The sequence below is a fragment of the Pseudovibrio axinellae genome (assembly GCF_900110875.1).
Classification (GTDB): domain Bacteria; phylum Pseudomonadota; class Alphaproteobacteria; order Rhizobiales; family Stappiaceae; genus Pseudovibrio; species Pseudovibrio axinellae.
In genome coordinates this window covers 91,974-107,987 of record NZ_FOFM01000008.1, presented here as the reverse complement: position 1 = coordinate 107,987, position 16,014 = coordinate 91,974, and the positions used below count along the sequence as shown (strand labels likewise).

The 16,014-nt window shown below is 50.0% G+C and carries 15 protein-coding genes and 1 tRNA gene; 9 read left to right on the top strand and 7 right to left on the bottom strand.

Translation table 11 applies throughout. The features are described 5' to 3' along the window. Positions 1–217: 217 nt before the first annotated feature. Positions 218–787 (top strand): single-stranded DNA-binding protein, encoded by a 570-nt coding sequence (gene ssb / locus BMZ51_RS17250; protein ID WP_068005735.1) that lies wholly within the window; start codon positions 218–220, stop codon positions 785–787. Between the two features lie 218 nt (positions 788–1,005). Here ssb and BMZ51_RS17245 read toward each other — a convergent pair. Together BMZ51_RS17245 and BMZ51_RS17240 are read right to left on the bottom strand one after the other, a co-directional pair. Continuing rightward, positions 1,006–1,080 (bottom strand) — tRNA-Glu (locus BMZ51_RS17245). A 191-nt stretch (positions 1,081–1,271) separates the two neighbouring features. Continuing rightward, positions 1,272–1,712, bottom strand: a complete 441-nt coding sequence (locus BMZ51_RS17240) for a VOC family protein (protein WP_068005733.1) — start codon at positions 1,710–1,712, stop codon at positions 1,272–1,274. Positions 1,713–2,127: 415 nt separating this feature from the next. On the opposite strand from BMZ51_RS17240, the gene BMZ51_RS17235 reads away from it, so the two are divergent. Further along, a complete protein-coding gene (locus BMZ51_RS17235) occupies positions 2,128–2,709 on the top strand; it encodes a cold-shock protein (RefSeq protein WP_068005732.1) in 582 nt (193 codons plus the stop codon). A gap of 118 nt (positions 2,710–2,827) precedes the next feature. Next, complete coding sequence (locus BMZ51_RS17230) at positions 2,828–3,265, top strand: DUF192 domain-containing protein (protein ID WP_208979551.1); 438 nt, start codon at positions 2,828–2,830, stop codon at positions 3,263–3,265. An 81-nt stretch (positions 3,266–3,346) separates the two neighbouring features. On the opposite strand, the gene galE is transcribed toward BMZ51_RS17230, so the two are convergent. The 3 genes from galE to BMZ51_RS17215 form a co-directional block, all read right to left on the bottom strand. Beyond that, a complete protein-coding gene (gene galE, locus BMZ51_RS17225; protein ID WP_074882175.1) occupies positions 3,347–4,336 on the bottom strand; it encodes a UDP-glucose 4-epimerase GalE in 990 nt (329 codons plus the stop codon). 76 nt (positions 4,337–4,412) lie between these two features. Continuing rightward, positions 4,413–5,345, bottom strand: coding sequence for a cation diffusion facilitator family transporter (locus BMZ51_RS17220; RefSeq protein WP_068005726.1), 933 nt, complete (start codon positions 5,343–5,345; stop codon positions 4,413–4,415). A gap of 111 nt (positions 5,346–5,456) precedes the next feature. After that, entirely contained in the window at positions 5,457–6,089 is a 633-nt protein-coding gene (locus BMZ51_RS17215) for a MarC family protein (RefSeq protein WP_068005724.1), read from the bottom strand. A 339-nt stretch (positions 6,090–6,428) separates the two neighbouring features. On the opposite strand from BMZ51_RS17215, the gene gyrA reads away from it, so the two are divergent. The 6 genes from gyrA to tgt all read left to right on the top strand — a co-directional run bounded on the left by gyrA (position 6,429) and on the right by tgt (position 13,637). Then, on the top strand, positions 6,429–9,209 hold the full coding sequence (gyrA, locus tag BMZ51_RS17210; protein WP_068005722.1) for a DNA gyrase subunit A: 2,781 nt from the start codon (positions 6,429–6,431) through the stop codon (positions 9,207–9,209). A gap of 187 nt (positions 9,210–9,396) precedes the next feature. Beyond that, a complete protein-coding gene (coaD, locus tag BMZ51_RS17205; RefSeq protein ID WP_068005720.1) occupies positions 9,397–9,900 on the top strand; it encodes a pantetheine-phosphate adenylyltransferase in 504 nt (167 codons plus the stop codon). Positions 9,901–10,089: 189 nt separating this feature from the next. Further along, on the top strand, positions 10,090–10,596 hold the full coding sequence (locus BMZ51_RS17200) for a peptidylprolyl isomerase (RefSeq protein ID WP_068005719.1): 507 nt from the start codon (positions 10,090–10,092) through the stop codon (positions 10,594–10,596). Positions 10,597–10,642: 46 nt separating this feature from the next. After that, entirely contained in the window at positions 10,643–11,113 is a 471-nt protein-coding gene (locus BMZ51_RS17195) for a peptidylprolyl isomerase (RefSeq protein ID WP_068005718.1), read from the top strand. A gap of 259 nt (positions 11,114–11,372) precedes the next feature. Next, the gene (queA, locus tag BMZ51_RS17190) at positions 11,373–12,452 is read left to right on the top strand and encodes a tRNA preQ1(34) S-adenosylmethionine ribosyltransferase-isomerase QueA (protein ID WP_068005717.1); all 1,080 of its coding nucleotides are present in this window, start codon (positions 11,373–11,375) and stop codon (positions 12,450–12,452) included. Positions 12,453–12,455: 3 nt separating this feature from the next. Continuing rightward, complete coding sequence (gene tgt / locus BMZ51_RS17185; RefSeq protein ID WP_068005715.1) at positions 12,456–13,637, top strand: tRNA guanosine(34) transglycosylase Tgt; 1,182 nt, start codon at positions 12,456–12,458, stop codon at positions 13,635–13,637. Positions 13,638–13,689: 52 nt separating this feature from the next. Here the strand turns inward: tgt and BMZ51_RS17180 are convergent, their stop codons facing one another. Together BMZ51_RS17180 and BMZ51_RS17175 are read right to left on the bottom strand one after the other, a co-directional pair. Next, positions 13,690–14,976, bottom strand: coding sequence for a nucleotide sugar dehydrogenase (locus BMZ51_RS17180; RefSeq protein WP_068005714.1), 1,287 nt, complete (start codon positions 14,974–14,976; stop codon positions 13,690–13,692). A 21-nt stretch (positions 14,977–14,997) separates the two neighbouring features. Beyond that, on the bottom strand, positions 14,998–16,008 hold the full coding sequence (locus BMZ51_RS17175) for an NAD-dependent epimerase (RefSeq protein ID WP_068005712.1): 1,011 nt from the start codon (positions 16,006–16,008) through the stop codon (positions 14,998–15,000). Positions 16,009–16,014 lie beyond the last annotated feature (6 nt).

The window sequence follows — 16,014 nt, the reverse complement described above, 5'->3', positions numbered from 1 at the left end:
AACTTGGAGCTTCTGCGGGGCATTATATGGAACAAATATAGAACGAGCGAAGAGCCTTGCTTGCTTGCCCCTCATATATCGACGGAATAGGCGGGAAATGTGGACAACCCCCCACGCCTAAGAGAAAGTCTGTTTGAATTGTAGGGCGCGGAGCATAGGTTACTTGCCAACTTAGCTCTCTTAAACTTTGGGCGAGCTTCGCATCAGGAGTAAAACAATGGCCGGTAGCGTCAATAAAGTTATTTTAGTTGGAAACTTGGGCGCAGATCCGGAAGTTCGGCGTACGCAGGATGGTCGCCCCATCGTGAACCTGCGCATCGCAACTTCTGAAAGCTGGCGTGACCGCAGCAGCGGTGAGCGCCGCGAGCGTACCGAATGGCACCGTGTTGTTGTCTTCAACGAGGGTCTTGCAAAAGTTGCTGAGCAGTACTTGCGCAAAGGTTCCAAGGTTTACTTGGAAGGCCAGATACAAACTCGTAAATGGCAGGACCAGAGCGGGCAGGACCGATATTCAACCGAGATCGTTTTGCAGGGCTTTAATTCTACGCTGACCATGCTTGATGGCCGTGGTGAAGGTGGAATGGGCGGTCAGGATAGCCAGTCTGGTGGATACGATCAGGGTGGCGGCGGCTTTGGCGGCGGTTCTGGAAACCAAGGCGGTGGTTTTGGCGGTGGCTCAGGAAATCAGGGCGGCGGCGGCTTTGGTGGCGGTAGCAGCGGTGGCGGTGGCGGCTCAGCCCCATCAGGTGGTTTTGGCGGTGGAATGGACGACGAGATTCCATTCTAAGCTAAGCGCATAAATTCAAGAGGCCCGGGGTGAACTTTGGTTCGCGACCGGGCTTTTTTGTATGAGAAGGTTGGAAGGTGCAGCTTTTAGGGAAAGTGTTGTGTCTGAGTGGTTCTTACACACGCGTTTTGTTTAAAGGTGGTGTGTAAATTTGTGTCCTGCGCTCGCAGTAATGCAAGCGGGGTGAGCGTCATTCAGATTTTAAGGGGGGAAGTAAATGGTACGCCCAAGGGGAATCGAACCCCTGTTTCCGCCGTGAAAGGGCGGCGTCCTAACCGCTAGACGATGGGCGCACACTACATCAGTACTGCAAGGATGCGTACTGTGTGGAGTGGCTTATATGGATCTGTGTGGATCTTGTCTAGTTCTTAAAATTTTATAATTCAAACAATCCACACATATGAGTGGCCGTTGATATTTCGATTTTCTCGTTAGATTTCAGCACCTCGATTATCATCGAGGTGCAATCGCAAAGACCTGTCTTTTACCAGGTGCCGGTGTTGGCCATAGACAGCCAAGGTTCTGCTGGCTCCAGTTTGCCGCCTTTTTGAAGAAGTTCGATGGAAATTCCGTCCGGTGATACGATGAAAGCCATGTAGCCATCACGTGGTGGGCGGTTGATGGTAATTCCTGCGGCCTGAAGTTTTGCGCAAGTCTCGTAGATATCATCGACTTCATAGGCGAGGTGGCCGAAGTTGCGCCCACCAGTGTACTCTTCCTGATCCCAGTTATAAGTCAGCTCAAGTGCAGGCGCAGAAGAGGCGTTAAAGGAATCCTTGTCTTTTGATGCGGCGAGAAAGACGAGCGTGAAGCGGCCTGCCTCGCTCTCGCGGCGGCGTGTTTCTTCCAGGCCAAAGATGGTGCAGTAGAAGTTAAGTGACTCTTCCAAGTCTTTAACGCGGACCATGGTGTGTAGGTAACGCATGTTGTGCTCTTTCTTATTGGGGATTAGCTTGTCAGGGAGCAAATTAACGGCAGTTGAGGTTGCGCGAAGCTAGCGCGAAAGATGCTCAAGGGGAAGAGGAACTAGTATTTCTCAATTGGTATTATGCAAGGTATGCTCTTGGTGCTGTCTAGCGGAAGATTTTTTGAGCTTAGGACAGTAACTTTAGGATCTACTGGATAAATTTTTCAGTAGTGTTAGCTATACCCCCTGCGAAATTTAGGTAAATAGTGTTGATAGGACAACACAAAACAAATCAATGGGGGATCATTTAGCTCTTTATTAATTTTTTGCCTTCGTGGCGTCGGGCGTAATGATATTCTTTTGTGGAATCAAGCGGCGTTCGGTTGCGGTCGAGCGTTGCATGTCAGATGCGGCAAATTTCGGGGCATTCATCATGGTGGTAAAAACGGCGCCTCAGGTAGGCTCTGTCGAGGACCTGGTTGACGATACAGCCTTAGATGTTCTTCAAGTGGCAGGAACAATCAAGTGGTTTGATATTGGTAAGGGCTATGGGTTTGTGGAACCGGAAGACGATCTGCCTGACGTCTTGCTGCATGTGACCTGTCTGCGCAGGGATGGTTATCAGACGGCTTATGAGGGCGCGCGTGTTGTGTGCGAGGTGCTGAATCGGCCTCGCGGTCTCCAGGCTATGCGCATTCTTTCTATGGATGAAAGCTTTGCGGTTCACCCATCCCAGCTGCCACCATCGCGTACTCATGTTCAGGTCTTGCCTGATGGTGGGTTCATCGAAGCGGAGGTGAAATGGTTCAATCGCGTCAAGGGCTTTGGTTTTCTGACGCGTGGTGAGGGGACTGAAGATATATTCATTCACATGGAGACATTGCGCCGCTTTGGCATTACGGAACTTCGCCCCGGGCAAAAGGTTCAAGTTCGTTTTGGGGATGGTCCTAAGGGTAAGATGGCTGCGGAAGTCCGCCCGCTTGGAGCTGGAACCCACATTCCCGCCTCGCATTAGTGTTGCATTTTCGACTCTGGGTGCGCTTTTGTAAGAATTTGGAATTCAAGCCCTTGGTGACTTGCCAAGGGTTTTTCTTTGCGTCAAAGCTGGAGGAAAAAGGGGAGTGCAGCGTGACATGAGAGTTATTCGATTAGCCTTTGTTTTCATTTTGCTGGGCGCAATGTCGGTTTTGGCGGCTGATATGCGAACTGAGACGCTCGAGGTGCGTAGCGGGAATGGGAAACACGCATTTCAGGTTCAAGTTGCAGAGAGTGCCAGTGACAGAGCGAAAGGGCTTATGGGGCGCACTGATTTGACGCCAGACCAAGGGATGTTGTTCATTTTTCCGCAATCTGGGCTTCAGTATTTTTGGATGAAAAATACACCGAGCGCGCTTGATATCATTTTCATCGGTACGGATTATAAAATTAAGCGCATAGCTCACAACACTGTCCCGTTTTCAGAAGACGTTATTTCCTCTGACGTTCCGGTCAAATATGTTTTGGAAGTGTTAGCGGGGCGTGCTGCAGAGCTGGGGATCAAGCCGGGTGACCGGATCATTCGGATTCCGTGATAGCTGAATTGGTTGCGTATGGGATGTCATGTCTGAGCGTGTAAAATGTGCCGGAAGAGTAATCTCGTCCGGCACTTGCGTTTAGAGGCTGTTTTTGAACTGTAGCTTTTTCTCCCAGTTCAAAGCGTGCCGGATAATCGTTGGGAGATCATCGAATTGCGGCTTCCAGTCCAGATTGCTCATAATTTTTGAATTGTCTGCGACAACTTTTGGGGAGTCGCCAGCACGACGTGGCTCCGTTTTAACCTCAAAATCGACCTCAGAAACCGCTTTAACTGCGTCGATAACCTGCAACACAGAGTAGCCATCACCATAGCCAGCATTCATGACGATGCTTTCGCCACCTTCGCGTAATCGTTTAAGCGCGAGGTAATGTGCGCTGGCGAGGTCCGAAACGTGAATGTAATCGCGAATGCCCGTTTTGTCTGGAGTGTCGAAGTCTGCTCCAAAAATGCCTAGGTGCGTGCGTTTGCCAAGCGCAGCTTCGCAGGCGACTTTGATTAAGTGCGTTGCATTTCTTGTCGATTGGCCGGTGCGGCCTTCCGGGTCTGCGCCTGCGACGTTGAAGTATCGAAGTGCGGTGTACTGGAAGTCGTGGGCTGCTGCAGTGTCGCGCAGCATGAGTTCCGTCATAAGCTTGGAGGTGCCGTAAGGGCTTAAAGGGCTTAACGGCGCATCTTCAGAAACAGGAATAACTTTTGGGTCGCCATAAACTGCAGCTGTTGATGAGAAGATGAAATGCTTGATGTTGTTTTTGACGCAAGCCTCAATGAGTGTTCTGGATGCCGCAGTATTATTATTATAGTATTTCAATGGGTTAGATACAGATTCTGGTACGATGATCGAACCAGCGAAATGAATGACTGCGGTGATGTCATGATTATGGAAGATTGTTTGAAGCAGCTTCTCGTCCGTGATGTCGCCTTCATACAACTTTACTGATTGCGGAATAGCCCACTCAAAGCCCGTAGATAGGTTGTCTATAACTACGAAGTCTTCACCAGCGTCATGAAGGCACCATGCCATATGACTTCCGATGTATCCTGCGCCGCCTGTAACGAGTATTGTCATTTTTCTACCCAAAATTTGAAAGTGTGTATCCTATAGTGCAGCTTTGCGCGCAGTCCACAGTGAGTTTTACTATGGTTTATTCCTGGCCAAAGTGCATGTGGTCTTGAGCCGCTTGGACCTCGAGGAATACACGTCCGACCAGTGGTTGTGAGCGTTTAATTGTGGCTTCCAATGAAAAGATAACCTCCTCCACTGCGCCTGCAGTGAGGGCATCCTCAAAGTCTAGTGAGGCGGCAAGTAGTACATCATTTGGTCCAAGATGGAGGGTTCTGATTTCGTTGACGCCTTTTACAGCTGCTGGCGCAATTAGGATCTGGCGAACAGAGGCAATAAGCTCAGGTGAGGCGCTCTCTCCGATCAGGAGGCCTTTCGTTTCTAGTGCCAATACAAACGCTGTACCAGCCAAGATAAGGCCGATTCCGACAGACGCAGCGCCGTCTAACCAGAGGATGCCGAAGGTTTGAGCGCCGTAGATGCCAGCAAGCGCGATGACAAGGCCTAGCATTGCTGCTGTATCTTCAAAGAGGACCGTAAAGACCGTCGGATCTTTGCTGTCTCGCACAGCTGCAAGGAAAGGCCGGTTGCCCTTTGTCTTTTTGAATTCCTTATAGGCGACCATCCAGGCCCAGCCTTCAAAGATCATGGCAAGCCCAAGAACGGCATATGCTACAAAGGCGGATTCAAGTGGGTGGGGGTTCAGAATTTTCTGAATTCCCTCGTAAAGCGAGATGCCTGCGCCCACTGCAAAAATCATGATCGCGACAACAAAAGCCCAGAAGTAGATTTCAGAGCCGTATCCAAATGGGTGTTTGTCGTCCGCTGGTTTTTCTGCGCGTTTCATGCCGAGTAGCAATAGGCCTTGGTTGCCTGTGTCTACAAGCGAGTGAATTCCTTCAGAAAGCATCGCGGCTGAGCCGGTGTATGCGGCGGCTGCAAACTTGGTGATTGCAATGAGTGAATTGCCAGCAAGGGCGGCAAAAATGACTTTTTTGGAGCCGTGGGCAGCCATTAGAATCCTCCGTGAGTACAAGGGAGACTTTACGGAGGTGTTTGGGGACTTCAAGTGCAATCTGAGGGGGAGTGCTGTGTGCCCACAATCGGATGCGGGCACACAGTGTTGTTAGGAGTGCATATCAATCAGTGAGAAGATGCCGTCTGCAACAAATTGAACAGAGAGTGCGGCAAGGATCACGCCGAACAGGCGCGTGATGATCAGCTGAACTGTTGAGCCTAAAAGCTGGTCGATACGTGCTGCCAGAAGAAAGACGAAGAGGCTCATTGCAAGCACAGAAAGCAGTACGGCAATCAAGCCAATCTGGCCGGTGAATCCGGGGGCCTGACCTGCAAGCAGGATGATTGCCGAGATGGTTGCTGGGCCAGCAATCAAAGGGATGGCAAGCGGAAATACCGCAGTCTGCGACAGGTCTTCTTGCTCAACGGCCTTTTCGGCGCTTTCAGCTTTTCGTTTCTGGCGATGTTCAAAGATCATCTCAACTGCGATGATGAACAGCAATAAGCCACCAGCGACCTGAAAGGCTGCCTGCGAAATTCCGAGTACGTTGAGAAGTTGGCGTCCGGCGAAGAAAAACGCCATGAGGGTGCCTCCTGATATCAGGATGGCTTTTATGGCGATTTGTTTGCGCTCGGAGCTACCTGCTCCTGCTGTCACTGCAAGAAAAACGGGGGCCAGGCCTATTGGGTCGATAGTTACGAACAGCATGGCAAATGCATTGAGTAGAAATTCAATGAGCATTGCGCTTTACCTTAAATTTGTGTGTGGTGGGCCCGTTTGTACAGGCATGTTCATACGCTATATTGCGAGTTTGGACTGGGCGCTAACAGACTAGTGATAACTTAGCAAGGTTTTGATAGGTTTTTACACTAGCAGAATGGCTCATGGCACTTTTTTGAATCTTGCTGGGTTATTTTTGCAATGAAATAGCGAAAAATACCCCTGTATTCGGGCTGGAGTGGACCTGCAGGGTAATGTAGTTGTTATTAGGTGCCTTTTCAGTGCAAGTGGTGTTTGGTTCTGGCATTTGAATCGGCTATAAAGAATAAAATTCTGACTTAAAATTGATGAGAATAATCCTTGGCAGATCAGGACTTAAGTACACCACCAGGTGGCCTTCCCAGCGAAATTCAGCCCATCTCGATCACAGATGAAATGAAACGCAGCTATCTCGATTACGCAATGAGCGTGATTGTTAGCCGTGCGCTTCCCGATGTTCGTGATGGTTTGAAGCCGGTTCACCGCCGTATTCTGTATTCCATGCACGAAAACGGATATGAGTGGAACAAGCCCTACCGTAAGTCTGCGCGTGTTGTCGGTGATGTGATGGGTAAATACCATCCGCACGGCGATAGTGCGATTTATGACGCGCTTGTGCGTTTGGCGCAGAGCTTCTCCATGCGCCTGCCGCTCATTAACGGGCAGGGCAACTTCGGTTCCGTCGATGGTGATCGTGCCGCGGCGATGCGTTATACCGAATGTCGCCTTGAAAAGGTCGCTCAGACTCAGCTTTCCGATATTGACAAAGATACTGTCAATTTCAACGAGAACTATGATGGCTCTGAAACAGAACCTGAAGTTCTTCCAGCACGTTACCCTAACCTTTTGGTAAACGGTGCTGGTGGTATCGCTGTTGGTATGGCAACGAATATACCACCGCATAATATGGGTGAAGTGATTGATGGCACGATCGCAATGATCGAACGCCCAGAGATCTCCTTGCCTGAGCTGATGGAAATTATTCCGGGTCCAGACTTTCCAACGGGCGGCCTCATCCTTGGCCGTGCTGGCATTAAGTCAGCTTATGAGACTGGGCGTGGCTCGGTTCTTATGCGCAGCCGCGTTGAAACGGAAGAAATTCGCTCAGGCCGCATGGCTTTGATTGTCACTGAGATTCCTTATCAGGTGAACAAGTCCTCCATGATCGAAAAGATCGCGGAACTTGTTCGTGAGAAGCGGGTTGAGGGTATTTCGGACATTCGCGATGAGTCTGACCGTCAGGGCATGCGCGTTGTAATCGAGCTTAAGCGTGATGCTGTTCCAGATGTGGTTTTGAACCAGCTGTTCCGCTACTCGCAGCTTCAGCAAAGCTTTGGCTGTAACGTGGTTGCCTTGAATGGTGGCCGACCTGAACAGCTTGCTTTGCAGGACATGTTGAAAGCGTTTATAGCGTTCCGTGAAGAAGTTGTTGGACGCCGGACGCGCTTCTTGCTCTCCAAAGCTCGTGATCGTGCTCATGTTCTCGTTGGTTTGGCTGTTGCGACTGCAAATATCGATGATGTAATTCATCTGATCCGTACGGCTCCAGATCCTGCGACTGCGCGTCGTCAGTTGATGGAGCGGCATTGGCCGGCAAAGGACATTGAGCCGCTTATTCAGCTGATTGATGATCCTCGCTACGCCATTCAGGAAGATGGAACGTTCAAGCTCTCTGAAGATCAGGCGCGGGCCATTCTTGAGCTGCGGTTGCAGCGTTTGACCGCGATTGGCCGTGATGAGATTGCTGAAGAACTGGATAAGCTTGCTGCAGAAATCAAGGATTACCTTGATATTTTGCGCAGCCGCGAGCGTATTCTTGAGATCGTTCGCACTGAACTGGAAGAGGTTCGCGATGAATTTGCGACACCGCGTCGGACCGAAATTACCGAGGGTGGCGGCGATCTTGATGATGAAGACCTAATCCAGCGCGAAGATATGGTCGTGACTGTGTCGCACACAGGCTACATCAAACGCGTTCCACTGGATACTTACCGTGCACAGCGTCGTGGTGGTAAAGGTCGCTCCGGTATGCAGACGAAAGACGAGGATTTCGTTACCCGTTTGTTCGTTGCCAATACGCATACTCCGGTTCTGTTCTTCTCCTCCCGCGGTATTGCTTATAAAATGAAGGTCTGGCGTTTGCCTCTTGCAAGTCCGCAAGCACGCGGGAATGCGCTGGTAAACATGCTTCCGCTAGAGCAAGGCGAGCGCATCACATCTATTTTGCCACTTCCTGAAGATGAGGAAACCTGGGCAGAACTGGATGTAATGTTTGCAACCAAGCGCGGAACCGTGCGCCGGAATAAGCTTTCAGACTTCGCCCAGATCAACAAAAATGGTAAAATCGCCATGAAGTTGGATGAGGGCGATGGCATCGTTAATGTGATGACGTCCACCGAAGACGATGATGTATTGCTGACAACGTCCAGTGGTATGTGTATCCGCTTCCCGACGACAGATGTTCGTGTATTCTCTGGCCGTAATTCGGTCGGCGTGCGCGGCATTAATCTGGCGGACGATGATCATGTTATCTCAATGACGATCCTTGGCCACTTTGAGTGTGATGCGGAAGAGCGTACGGCTTATCTGAAACTCTCTCGTGCTCTGCGCGGTGAAGAGGCGGAAGGTGAGGTATCTTACGATGATGCTGGAGTGAGCAAGGAACGTTTTGAAGAAATGGATGGGTTCGAACAGATCATCCTGACTATTTCTGAGAACGGTTATGGCAAGCGTACGAGCTCTTATGAGTACCGCACCACAGGTCGCGGCGGTAAGGGCATCGCGGCAATGACGGTGAATGATCGTAATGGTCGCCTCATTGCATCTTTCCGCAGCGAAGAAAGTGATGAGATTATGCTGGTGACCAACGGTGGTCAGCTGATCCGTTGCCCTGTGACAGGGATTCGCCTTGCGGGCCGCTCAACTCAGGGTGTGATTGTGTTCAATACCTCCGCTGAGGAAAAAGTTGTTGCGGTGGAGCGTATTAGCGAAGCTGATGGTGATGACGAAGCGGAGAACGCTGCGCTTGATGGCGCTGAAACTGGTGGTGAGGTGGAGACACCTGCCACAGATGAAAGCAGCGGCGAGACGCCAAGTGAATAATTGAGGAAGGGGCCTGCGGGCCCCTTTTTTCTAGCCGTACCGTGAACTTAACGAGCTATTGGTCTTTGGTTTTGGTAGCGAAAAAGGGCTTGTTTCTTGCTGATTCACTGGGCACTGTGCATTTCAACTTACACAATTGAAATTCCTAATTATTCATGGGTTCTATGAATAAAGAAGGTGAGGGCTCATGAAGCGCGTTGCACTTTATCCTGGATCGTTTGATCCTATGACACACGGTCATCTGGACATTTTAGAACAATCCCTTGTTTTGGCTGACGAAGTGGTTGTTGCAATTGGAGTTCAGGCTTCAAAAGCGCCGCTGTTTTCGTTTGAAGAGCGAGTTGAACTCATCGGAATGGCTTGCGAAGAGCAGTTTGGCAAAGCCGATGCTGCGCGCATCCGTACAGTTTCCTTTAGCGGGCTGGTTGTTGATGCTGCGCGCGAGCATAACTCAAACATTCTTGTGCGTGGCCTGCGAGATTCGACAGACCTAAACTATGAAATGCAGATGGCTGGTATGAATGGTGCAATGGCACCGGCTATCAAAACAGTGTTTTTTCCGAGCTCTCCTATCATGCGTCCTATTACGGCCACCTTGGTTCGGCAAATTGCCAAAATGGGGGGAGATTACAGCTCGTTTGTCCCCAAGTGTGTTGAGGTTGCGCTGAAAAAGCGCTTTGTGATTGCTTGAAAACAAAGCAACAAACCTCTTTGATAGCATTAGGCTTTTTAGGGTGTCACATTTATCTGCATTTATGTACGACGCTCTAAATTTTGTTTTTTTGCGTATCAGTATTGGGTGACCAGCAGGTGCCTTTTCAGATACGCGTTAGCTTAGACAAGGACAGAAATCTTGCTACGTATCCTGACAGCATGTGCGATGGTTTTGGGCGCATTTATGATGCCATTTACAGCCAGCGCCAAAGATCTTGAAAATACAATTTATCTGGACCTGAAAGATGGACGTGTGGAAATCGCGCTGCGTCCTGATTTAGCTCCTGAACACGTGAAGCGCATCAAGCAGCTCACCCGCGAAGGCTTTTATGACGGTATCGTGTTTCACCGTGTGATTGATGGCTTTATGGCGCAAACTGGTGATCCGACAGGAACTGGCATGGGTGGTTCTGAATTGCCGGACCTGAAAGCTGAATTTTCTAAGGCGCCTTTCAAACGCGGTACACTTGGAATGGCACGCTCGAGCAGCCCTAACAGTGCAAATTCCCAGTTTTTTATCATGTTTAATGAGGGTTCCTGGTTGAACGGTCAATACACCGTATTTGGTGAGGTCGTTGCCGGAATGGATGCGGTAGACAAGATCAAAAAGGGTGAACCTGTTCGTAACCCTGATAAGATCATCAAAATGCAGGTTGCGGCAGACGCCAAGTAAGGGCTATGTCTGCACCCAGACTAATTCTAAAATAAAGGACAGGCCAATGGCTGACATTAAAGATCCTGAAAACACCCTTCTGCTGGAAACCACACAGGGTAACGTTGTTATTGAACTGCGCCCGGACCTGGCTCCAAACCATGTTGCTCGTATTAAAGAGTTGGCTCGTGAAGGCTTTTATAACGGTATCGTATTCCACCGTGTGATTGATGGCTTCATGGCGCAGACCGGTTGTCCTCAGGGCACAGGAACAGGTGGTTCAGGCACCAAGTTGAAAGCAGAATTCAACGACGCAAAACACACCCGTGGCACATGTTCCATGGCGCGTTCTATGGACCCTAACTCCGGTGATAGCCAGTTCTTCATCTGCTTTGGCGATGCTTCCTGGCTCGACGGCCAGTACACCGCTTGGGGTCAGGTTATTGAAGGCATGGACAACGTTGACAAGATCAAACGTGGTGAGCCAGTCTCCAACCCAGACAAGATCGTTAGCTTGAAGGTTGCTGCTGACGCATAAGTCGCAGTTGCTTTTTTGCAGAAAGAGACCCGGTGGCCTGTGCTGCCGGGTTTTTCTTTGCGTTGGCGTTGGTGCTGCAAAACCGCCCAGACTGCTTGACGGTACTTGGGTTGATCGGGTAAAGCGCATGGGCTTGATGAGCTAAAGGCCTGCCATAGTCTGCATCATATCGATTGCAATCATCTTGCCTCCAATATCCTGCATCATACTCCGTTGCTGACCTTGATGCGCTTGACTGTTTGTATGTGAAAAGAGACCTATGCTTGTAGATGATTTCGACTTCGACTTGCCAGCTGAGAATATTGCGTTGAGACCAGCGTCTCCGCGAGACAGTTCTCGTTTGCTTGTGGTTCGCCCAGGTCTAGATTCGTTGCTGACAGACGATCATGTGGTTTCACTGCCCGATCTGCTGGAACCTGGTGATGCTCTGGTGTTTAACGATACCAAAGTTATTCCTGCCCAGCTTTTGGGATTCCGGACACGTGACGGCGTCACTGCCAAAGTGGGTGTTACCTTGCACCAACGTGCGTCTTCTTGCGAATGGCGTGCTTTTGTAAAGCCAGCAAAAAAGTTGAAAGTTGGCGACCGTGTTCGTTTTGCTTTTGATGAAGAGGGTGCTGGTTCAGCCAAGCTTGGAGCTGAAGTTGTTGAGAAGTCTGAGGCAGGCGATATTTTGTTTCGGTTTGACCGCAATGCAGGAGACCTGGATGCAGCTATTGCTGAGGTCGGACACATCCCGCTGCCGCCTTACATTGCAGCAAAGCGTGCCGAGGATGATCAGGATCGGACTGATTATCAGACGGTCTATGCCAAGTATGAGGGAGCTGTTGCAGCGCCAACTGCTGGATTGCATTTTACTGATGAGCTTTTTGCAAAGCTGGAAGCGCGCGGCATCGAAAAGCACTTCGTAACCTTGCACGTGGGGGCGGGCACCTTTTTGCCGGTGAAGGTAGACAAGACCGAAGATCATAAGATGCATTATGAATGGGGCGAGGTGAGCGCAGAAACAGCTGCTGCCCTTAATGAGGTGCGGCGGCGCGGAAACAAAGTTGTTTCAGTTGGTACAACCTCCCTTCGAATACTGGAAACAGCTGCGGATGAGGATGGGGTTATCCAGCCAATTTCGAAGAGCACAGATATCTTTATTACCCCTGGTTACAAGTTCAGAGCCATTGATGCGCTGATGACCAATTTTCACTTGCCAAAATCCACGCTGTTTATGCTTGTCAGCGCCTTTAGTGGTTTTGAAGAGATGCATAAAGCGTATGGTCACGCCATCAAAAATGGATACAGGTTCTACAGTTATGGCGATAGTTCGCTATTGTTTGCAAAGGCTTAATTGATGAGTGAAAAGACAACAGAACAGGCTGCGACAACTAAGCCCTTCAGCTTCAAACTGCTGAAAACTGAAGGAATGGCGCGCCGCGGTGAGATCACAACCCCGCATGGAAAAGTGCGCACGCCTGCGTTTATGCCGGTTGGAACACAGGCAACGGTTAAAGCTATGTATCCGCAGCAGGTGCGTGATCTGGGCGCTGATGTTGTGCTTGGCAATACTTACCATTTGATGCTGCGCCCAACAGCAGAACGCATTGCCAAACTTGGCGGTTTGCATAAGTTTATGGGTTGGGACCACACCATTTTGACCGACTCCGGCGGGTTCCAGGTGATGTCACTGTCGGGCCTGCGTAAAATGACAGAGGAGGGTGTGACTTTCTCCTCTCATCATGACGGGTCAAAGCACTTTATGAGCCCAGAACGCTCAGTTGAAATACAGGGCTTGCTTGGTTCTGATATTCAAATGCAGCTGGATGAGTGTATCGCGCTTCCTGCCGAGCGCAGTGAAGTTGAGCGTGCAATGCAGTTGTCTCTGCGTTGGGCTGAGCGATCCCGCAATCAGTTTGAAAGCATGGGTGGGCCACAAAAGGGGCAAGGCCTTTACGGTATTGTTCAAGGTGGTGATGTACCTGATCTTCGCATCGAATCTGCGCAGCGATTAGGTGAGCTGCCAATGGAAGGCTACTCCGTGGGTGGTTTGGCTGTTGGTGAACCTCAGGCTGTGATGCTCAAAATGCTGGAAATTACAACGCCAGCAATGCCCAATGACAAGCCGCGCTACCTGATGGGTGTTGGTACGCCTGAAGATATTTTGGAAAGTGTTGCACGCGGAATTGACCAGTTTGACTGTGTTATGCCAACTCGTGCGGGTCGTCATGGGCTTGCTTACACCCGATTTGGCAAGGTCAACCTGAAGAACGCGCGTCACAGTGAAGATCCTCGCCCATTAGATGAGGAATCTCAATGCGAAGCGGCTTCCAAGTATTCCCGCGCCTACCTTCATCACTTGGTGCGTGTGAACGAGGGGCTGGGTGCGATGCTGTTGACATGGAATAACCTTGCTTACTACCAGTATCTCATGCAAGGCATTCGCGATGCCATTGATGAAGGTCGCTTTGAAGAATTTCGCCAGCAGACGAAGGAAGACTGGGCACGTGGAGATCTTGAGCCTTACGTCTGGTCTTAATATTTAGTTTCGCTTTGATCTAACAGGCTTGGGTGATAGCGTTCAAGCCGTTTTAAAGACGCCACAATACGACGTGTTGTGGTGTCTTTTTTCTGTCTAAGAGACAATGAAGATCTGCTACAAGAACGTTTTCGGCACTTAAGTACCTTTCCATCAACTGCCAGGGGTCGTCTTTTTCGAAGAACGCACTGTGTGGAACGGCCAGAATGACTGCATCACATTCGACGGGCGTGTCTTGGTCCGATAGCTCTATTGCGAAATGATCTTTGGTGTGTTGCGGGTCTGCCAAGGGATCTACTACAAAGACGCGGGCGCCAAAGCGCTCCAGCTCTTTGATCAGATCAATGACCTTCGAGTTTCGAGTATCAGGGACATCTTTCTTATAGGTGATACCCAGAACCGCGATGCGTGGAGGCATAGGTCGTGCAAGCTGAACGCATTTTTGGATGACTTCAGTGGCTATGAAGCGGCTCATTTCTTCGTTTGTTCCTCTACCAGCAAGAATGACGCGTGGTGAAAAACCCAGCTGGTGAGCCTTGTCTGTAAGGTAGTAGGGGTCAACCCCAATACAATGACCGCCCACAAGGCCTGGCGAAAACGGTAGGAAATTCCATTTTGTACTGGCACCTTCCAAAACGTCATGGGTGTCGATATCCATGGCATGGAAGAGCATGGACAGCTCGTTCATCAGCGCAATGTTCAGGTCCCGCTGCGTGTTCTCAATCACCTTTGCTGCTTCTGCAACTTTAATTGATGGGGCTTTGTAAATGCCTGCTTTGACAATCTTGCTATAAAGCTGCGTGAGTGTGTCGAGCGCTTCTTCTGAGCTTGCTGATACGATTTTAAGGAGGTTGGAGATTGTGTGCTTCTTGTCGCCTGGGTTAATGCGTTCAGGGGAATACCCAACTTGAAAGTCTCGTTGATAACATAGGCCAGATTCCCTTTGTAAAAGCGGCACCGCGATCTCTTCAGTTGCGCCGGGATAGACCGTGGATTCAAATACAACGATATCGTTGGGTTTCATGAAAGCACCTACTGTTTTGGAAGCGCTTTTTAACGGACCAAGATCAGGTCGTTTCGAGGGGTTGATTGGCGTGGGGACGGTGACTATATGAACGCGGGCCTGCCTGATGTCAGGTGCTGAGTCGGTTAGTGTTAAGTTTTTTGAGTTTATTGCGGTTTTGCCCACAGACGAAGTTCGGTCATGCCCGTTGAGAAGCTCACGAACTCGACAGCGATCGATGTCATAACCAATAGTTTTGATGCCTGCATGCGCCAGAGCACAAGCAAGGGGCAGGCCTACATAGCCAAGCCCGACAACTGAGACAACTTCTTCCATATATTGGCACCTTGGGATGTCCTAGACATTGTAGTAATCCCGATACCATTTGACGAAGTTTGCAACCCCCGTCTTTACAGAGGTTTGAGGTTTGAAGCCGGTTGTTTCGATTAGGTCGCTGACGTCTGCAAAGGTTGCTGGTACGTCGCCAGCCTGAAATGGGAGAAGCTCTCGCTCTGCCGTTTTACCGAGCGCGTCTTCGATGGCTGCAAGATAGTCCATCAGTTGAACTGGTGTACTGTTGCCAATATTAAAGAGCTGAAATGGCGCGCTTGAGCTTGCAGGGTCTGCTTGCTTTCCATCCCAAAGCGGTGTTCGCTTTGGGGCATGCTTTGCAACTCGCAAAATGCCTTCAACGATATCATCTACATAGGTGAAGTCGCGAACCATATTGCCCCCATTAAATAAGGGCACTGGTTTGTCCTCTAAAATCGCCTTGGTGAACTTGAAGAGGGCCATGTCCGGGCGGCCCCACGGTCCATAGACAGTAAAGAAACGCAGGCCGGTGCACGGAAGGTTGAAAAGGTGCGCATAAGAATGCGCCATTGCTTCATTCGCCTTTTTGGTGGCTGCGTAAAATGAAACGGGATGGTTCCCGCCGCGATGTGTCGTTAGTGGCATGGTTTCATCCAAGCCGTAGACAGAGCTGGTAGACGCATAGACCATATGCTCTACAGGATGCGCTCTGATGGCCTCCAAAATACTCAAGAATCCAGTGATGTTTGAATCTACATAGGATTGCGGGTTTTCCAGAGAATACCTTACGCCTGCTTGTGCGGCGAGATGAATAACTTTTGTAGGCGAATGTTGCTTGAAGATGCGCATAACAGAATCTGCATCTTCAAGTCTTATGCGTTCCTCAGTGAAATGGTTGGAGGACGTAAGGCGCTTAAGACGTTGTTCTTTGAGCGTCACATCATAATAATCAGTAACGCAATCAAGACCAATGACATGAGAGCCTTCTTGCAACAGGCGAAGCGCTACGGCGTTGCCAATAAAACCTGCGGTGCCTGTTACAAGTACCTTTTCCATTTCGCG

Coding starts and splice junctions, on each gene's coding strand:
- BMZ51_RS17220 (WP_068005726.1), bottom strand. CDS start 5,345: ATGGCTGCCCACGGCTCCAAAAAAGTCATTTTTGCCGCCCTTGCTGGC.
- BMZ51_RS17195 (WP_068005718.1), top strand. CDS start 10,643: ATGGCTGACATTAAAGATCCTGAAAACACCCTTCTGCTGGAAACCACA.
- BMZ51_RS17230 (WP_208979551.1), top strand. CDS start 2,828: ATGAGAGTTATTCGATTAGCCTTTGTTTTCATTTTGCTGGGCGCAATG.
- BMZ51_RS17180 (WP_068005714.1), bottom strand. CDS start 14,976: ATGGAAGAAGTTGTCTCAGTTGTCGGGCTTGGCTATGTAGGCCTGCCC.
- galE (WP_074882175.1), bottom strand. CDS start 4,336: ATGACAATACTCGTTACAGGCGGCGCAGGATACATCGGAAGTCATATG.
- BMZ51_RS17175 (WP_068005712.1), bottom strand. CDS start 16,008: ATGGAAAAGGTACTTGTAACAGGCACCGCAGGTTTTATTGGCAACGCC.
- BMZ51_RS17235 (WP_068005732.1), top strand. CDS start 2,128: ATGGTGGTAAAAACGGCGCCTCAGGTAGGCTCTGTCGAGGACCTGGTT.
- BMZ51_RS17240 (WP_068005733.1), bottom strand. CDS start 1,712: ATGCGTTACCTACACACCATGGTCCGCGTTAAAGACTTGGAAGAGTCA.
- queA (WP_068005717.1), top strand. CDS start 11,373: ATGCTTGTAGATGATTTCGACTTCGACTTGCCAGCTGAGAATATTGCG.
- BMZ51_RS17215 (WP_068005724.1), bottom strand. CDS start 6,089: ATGCTCATTGAATTTCTACTCAATGCATTTGCCATGCTGTTCGTAACT.
- ssb (WP_068005735.1), top strand. CDS start 218: ATGGCCGGTAGCGTCAATAAAGTTATTTTAGTTGGAAACTTGGGCGCA.
- tgt (WP_068005715.1), top strand. CDS start 12,456: ATGAGTGAAAAGACAACAGAACAGGCTGCGACAACTAAGCCCTTCAGC.
- BMZ51_RS17200 (WP_068005719.1), top strand. CDS start 10,090: ATGGTTTTGGGCGCATTTATGATGCCATTTACAGCCAGCGCCAAAGAT.
- coaD (WP_068005720.1), top strand. CDS start 9,397: ATGAAGCGCGTTGCACTTTATCCTGGATCGTTTGATCCTATGACACAC.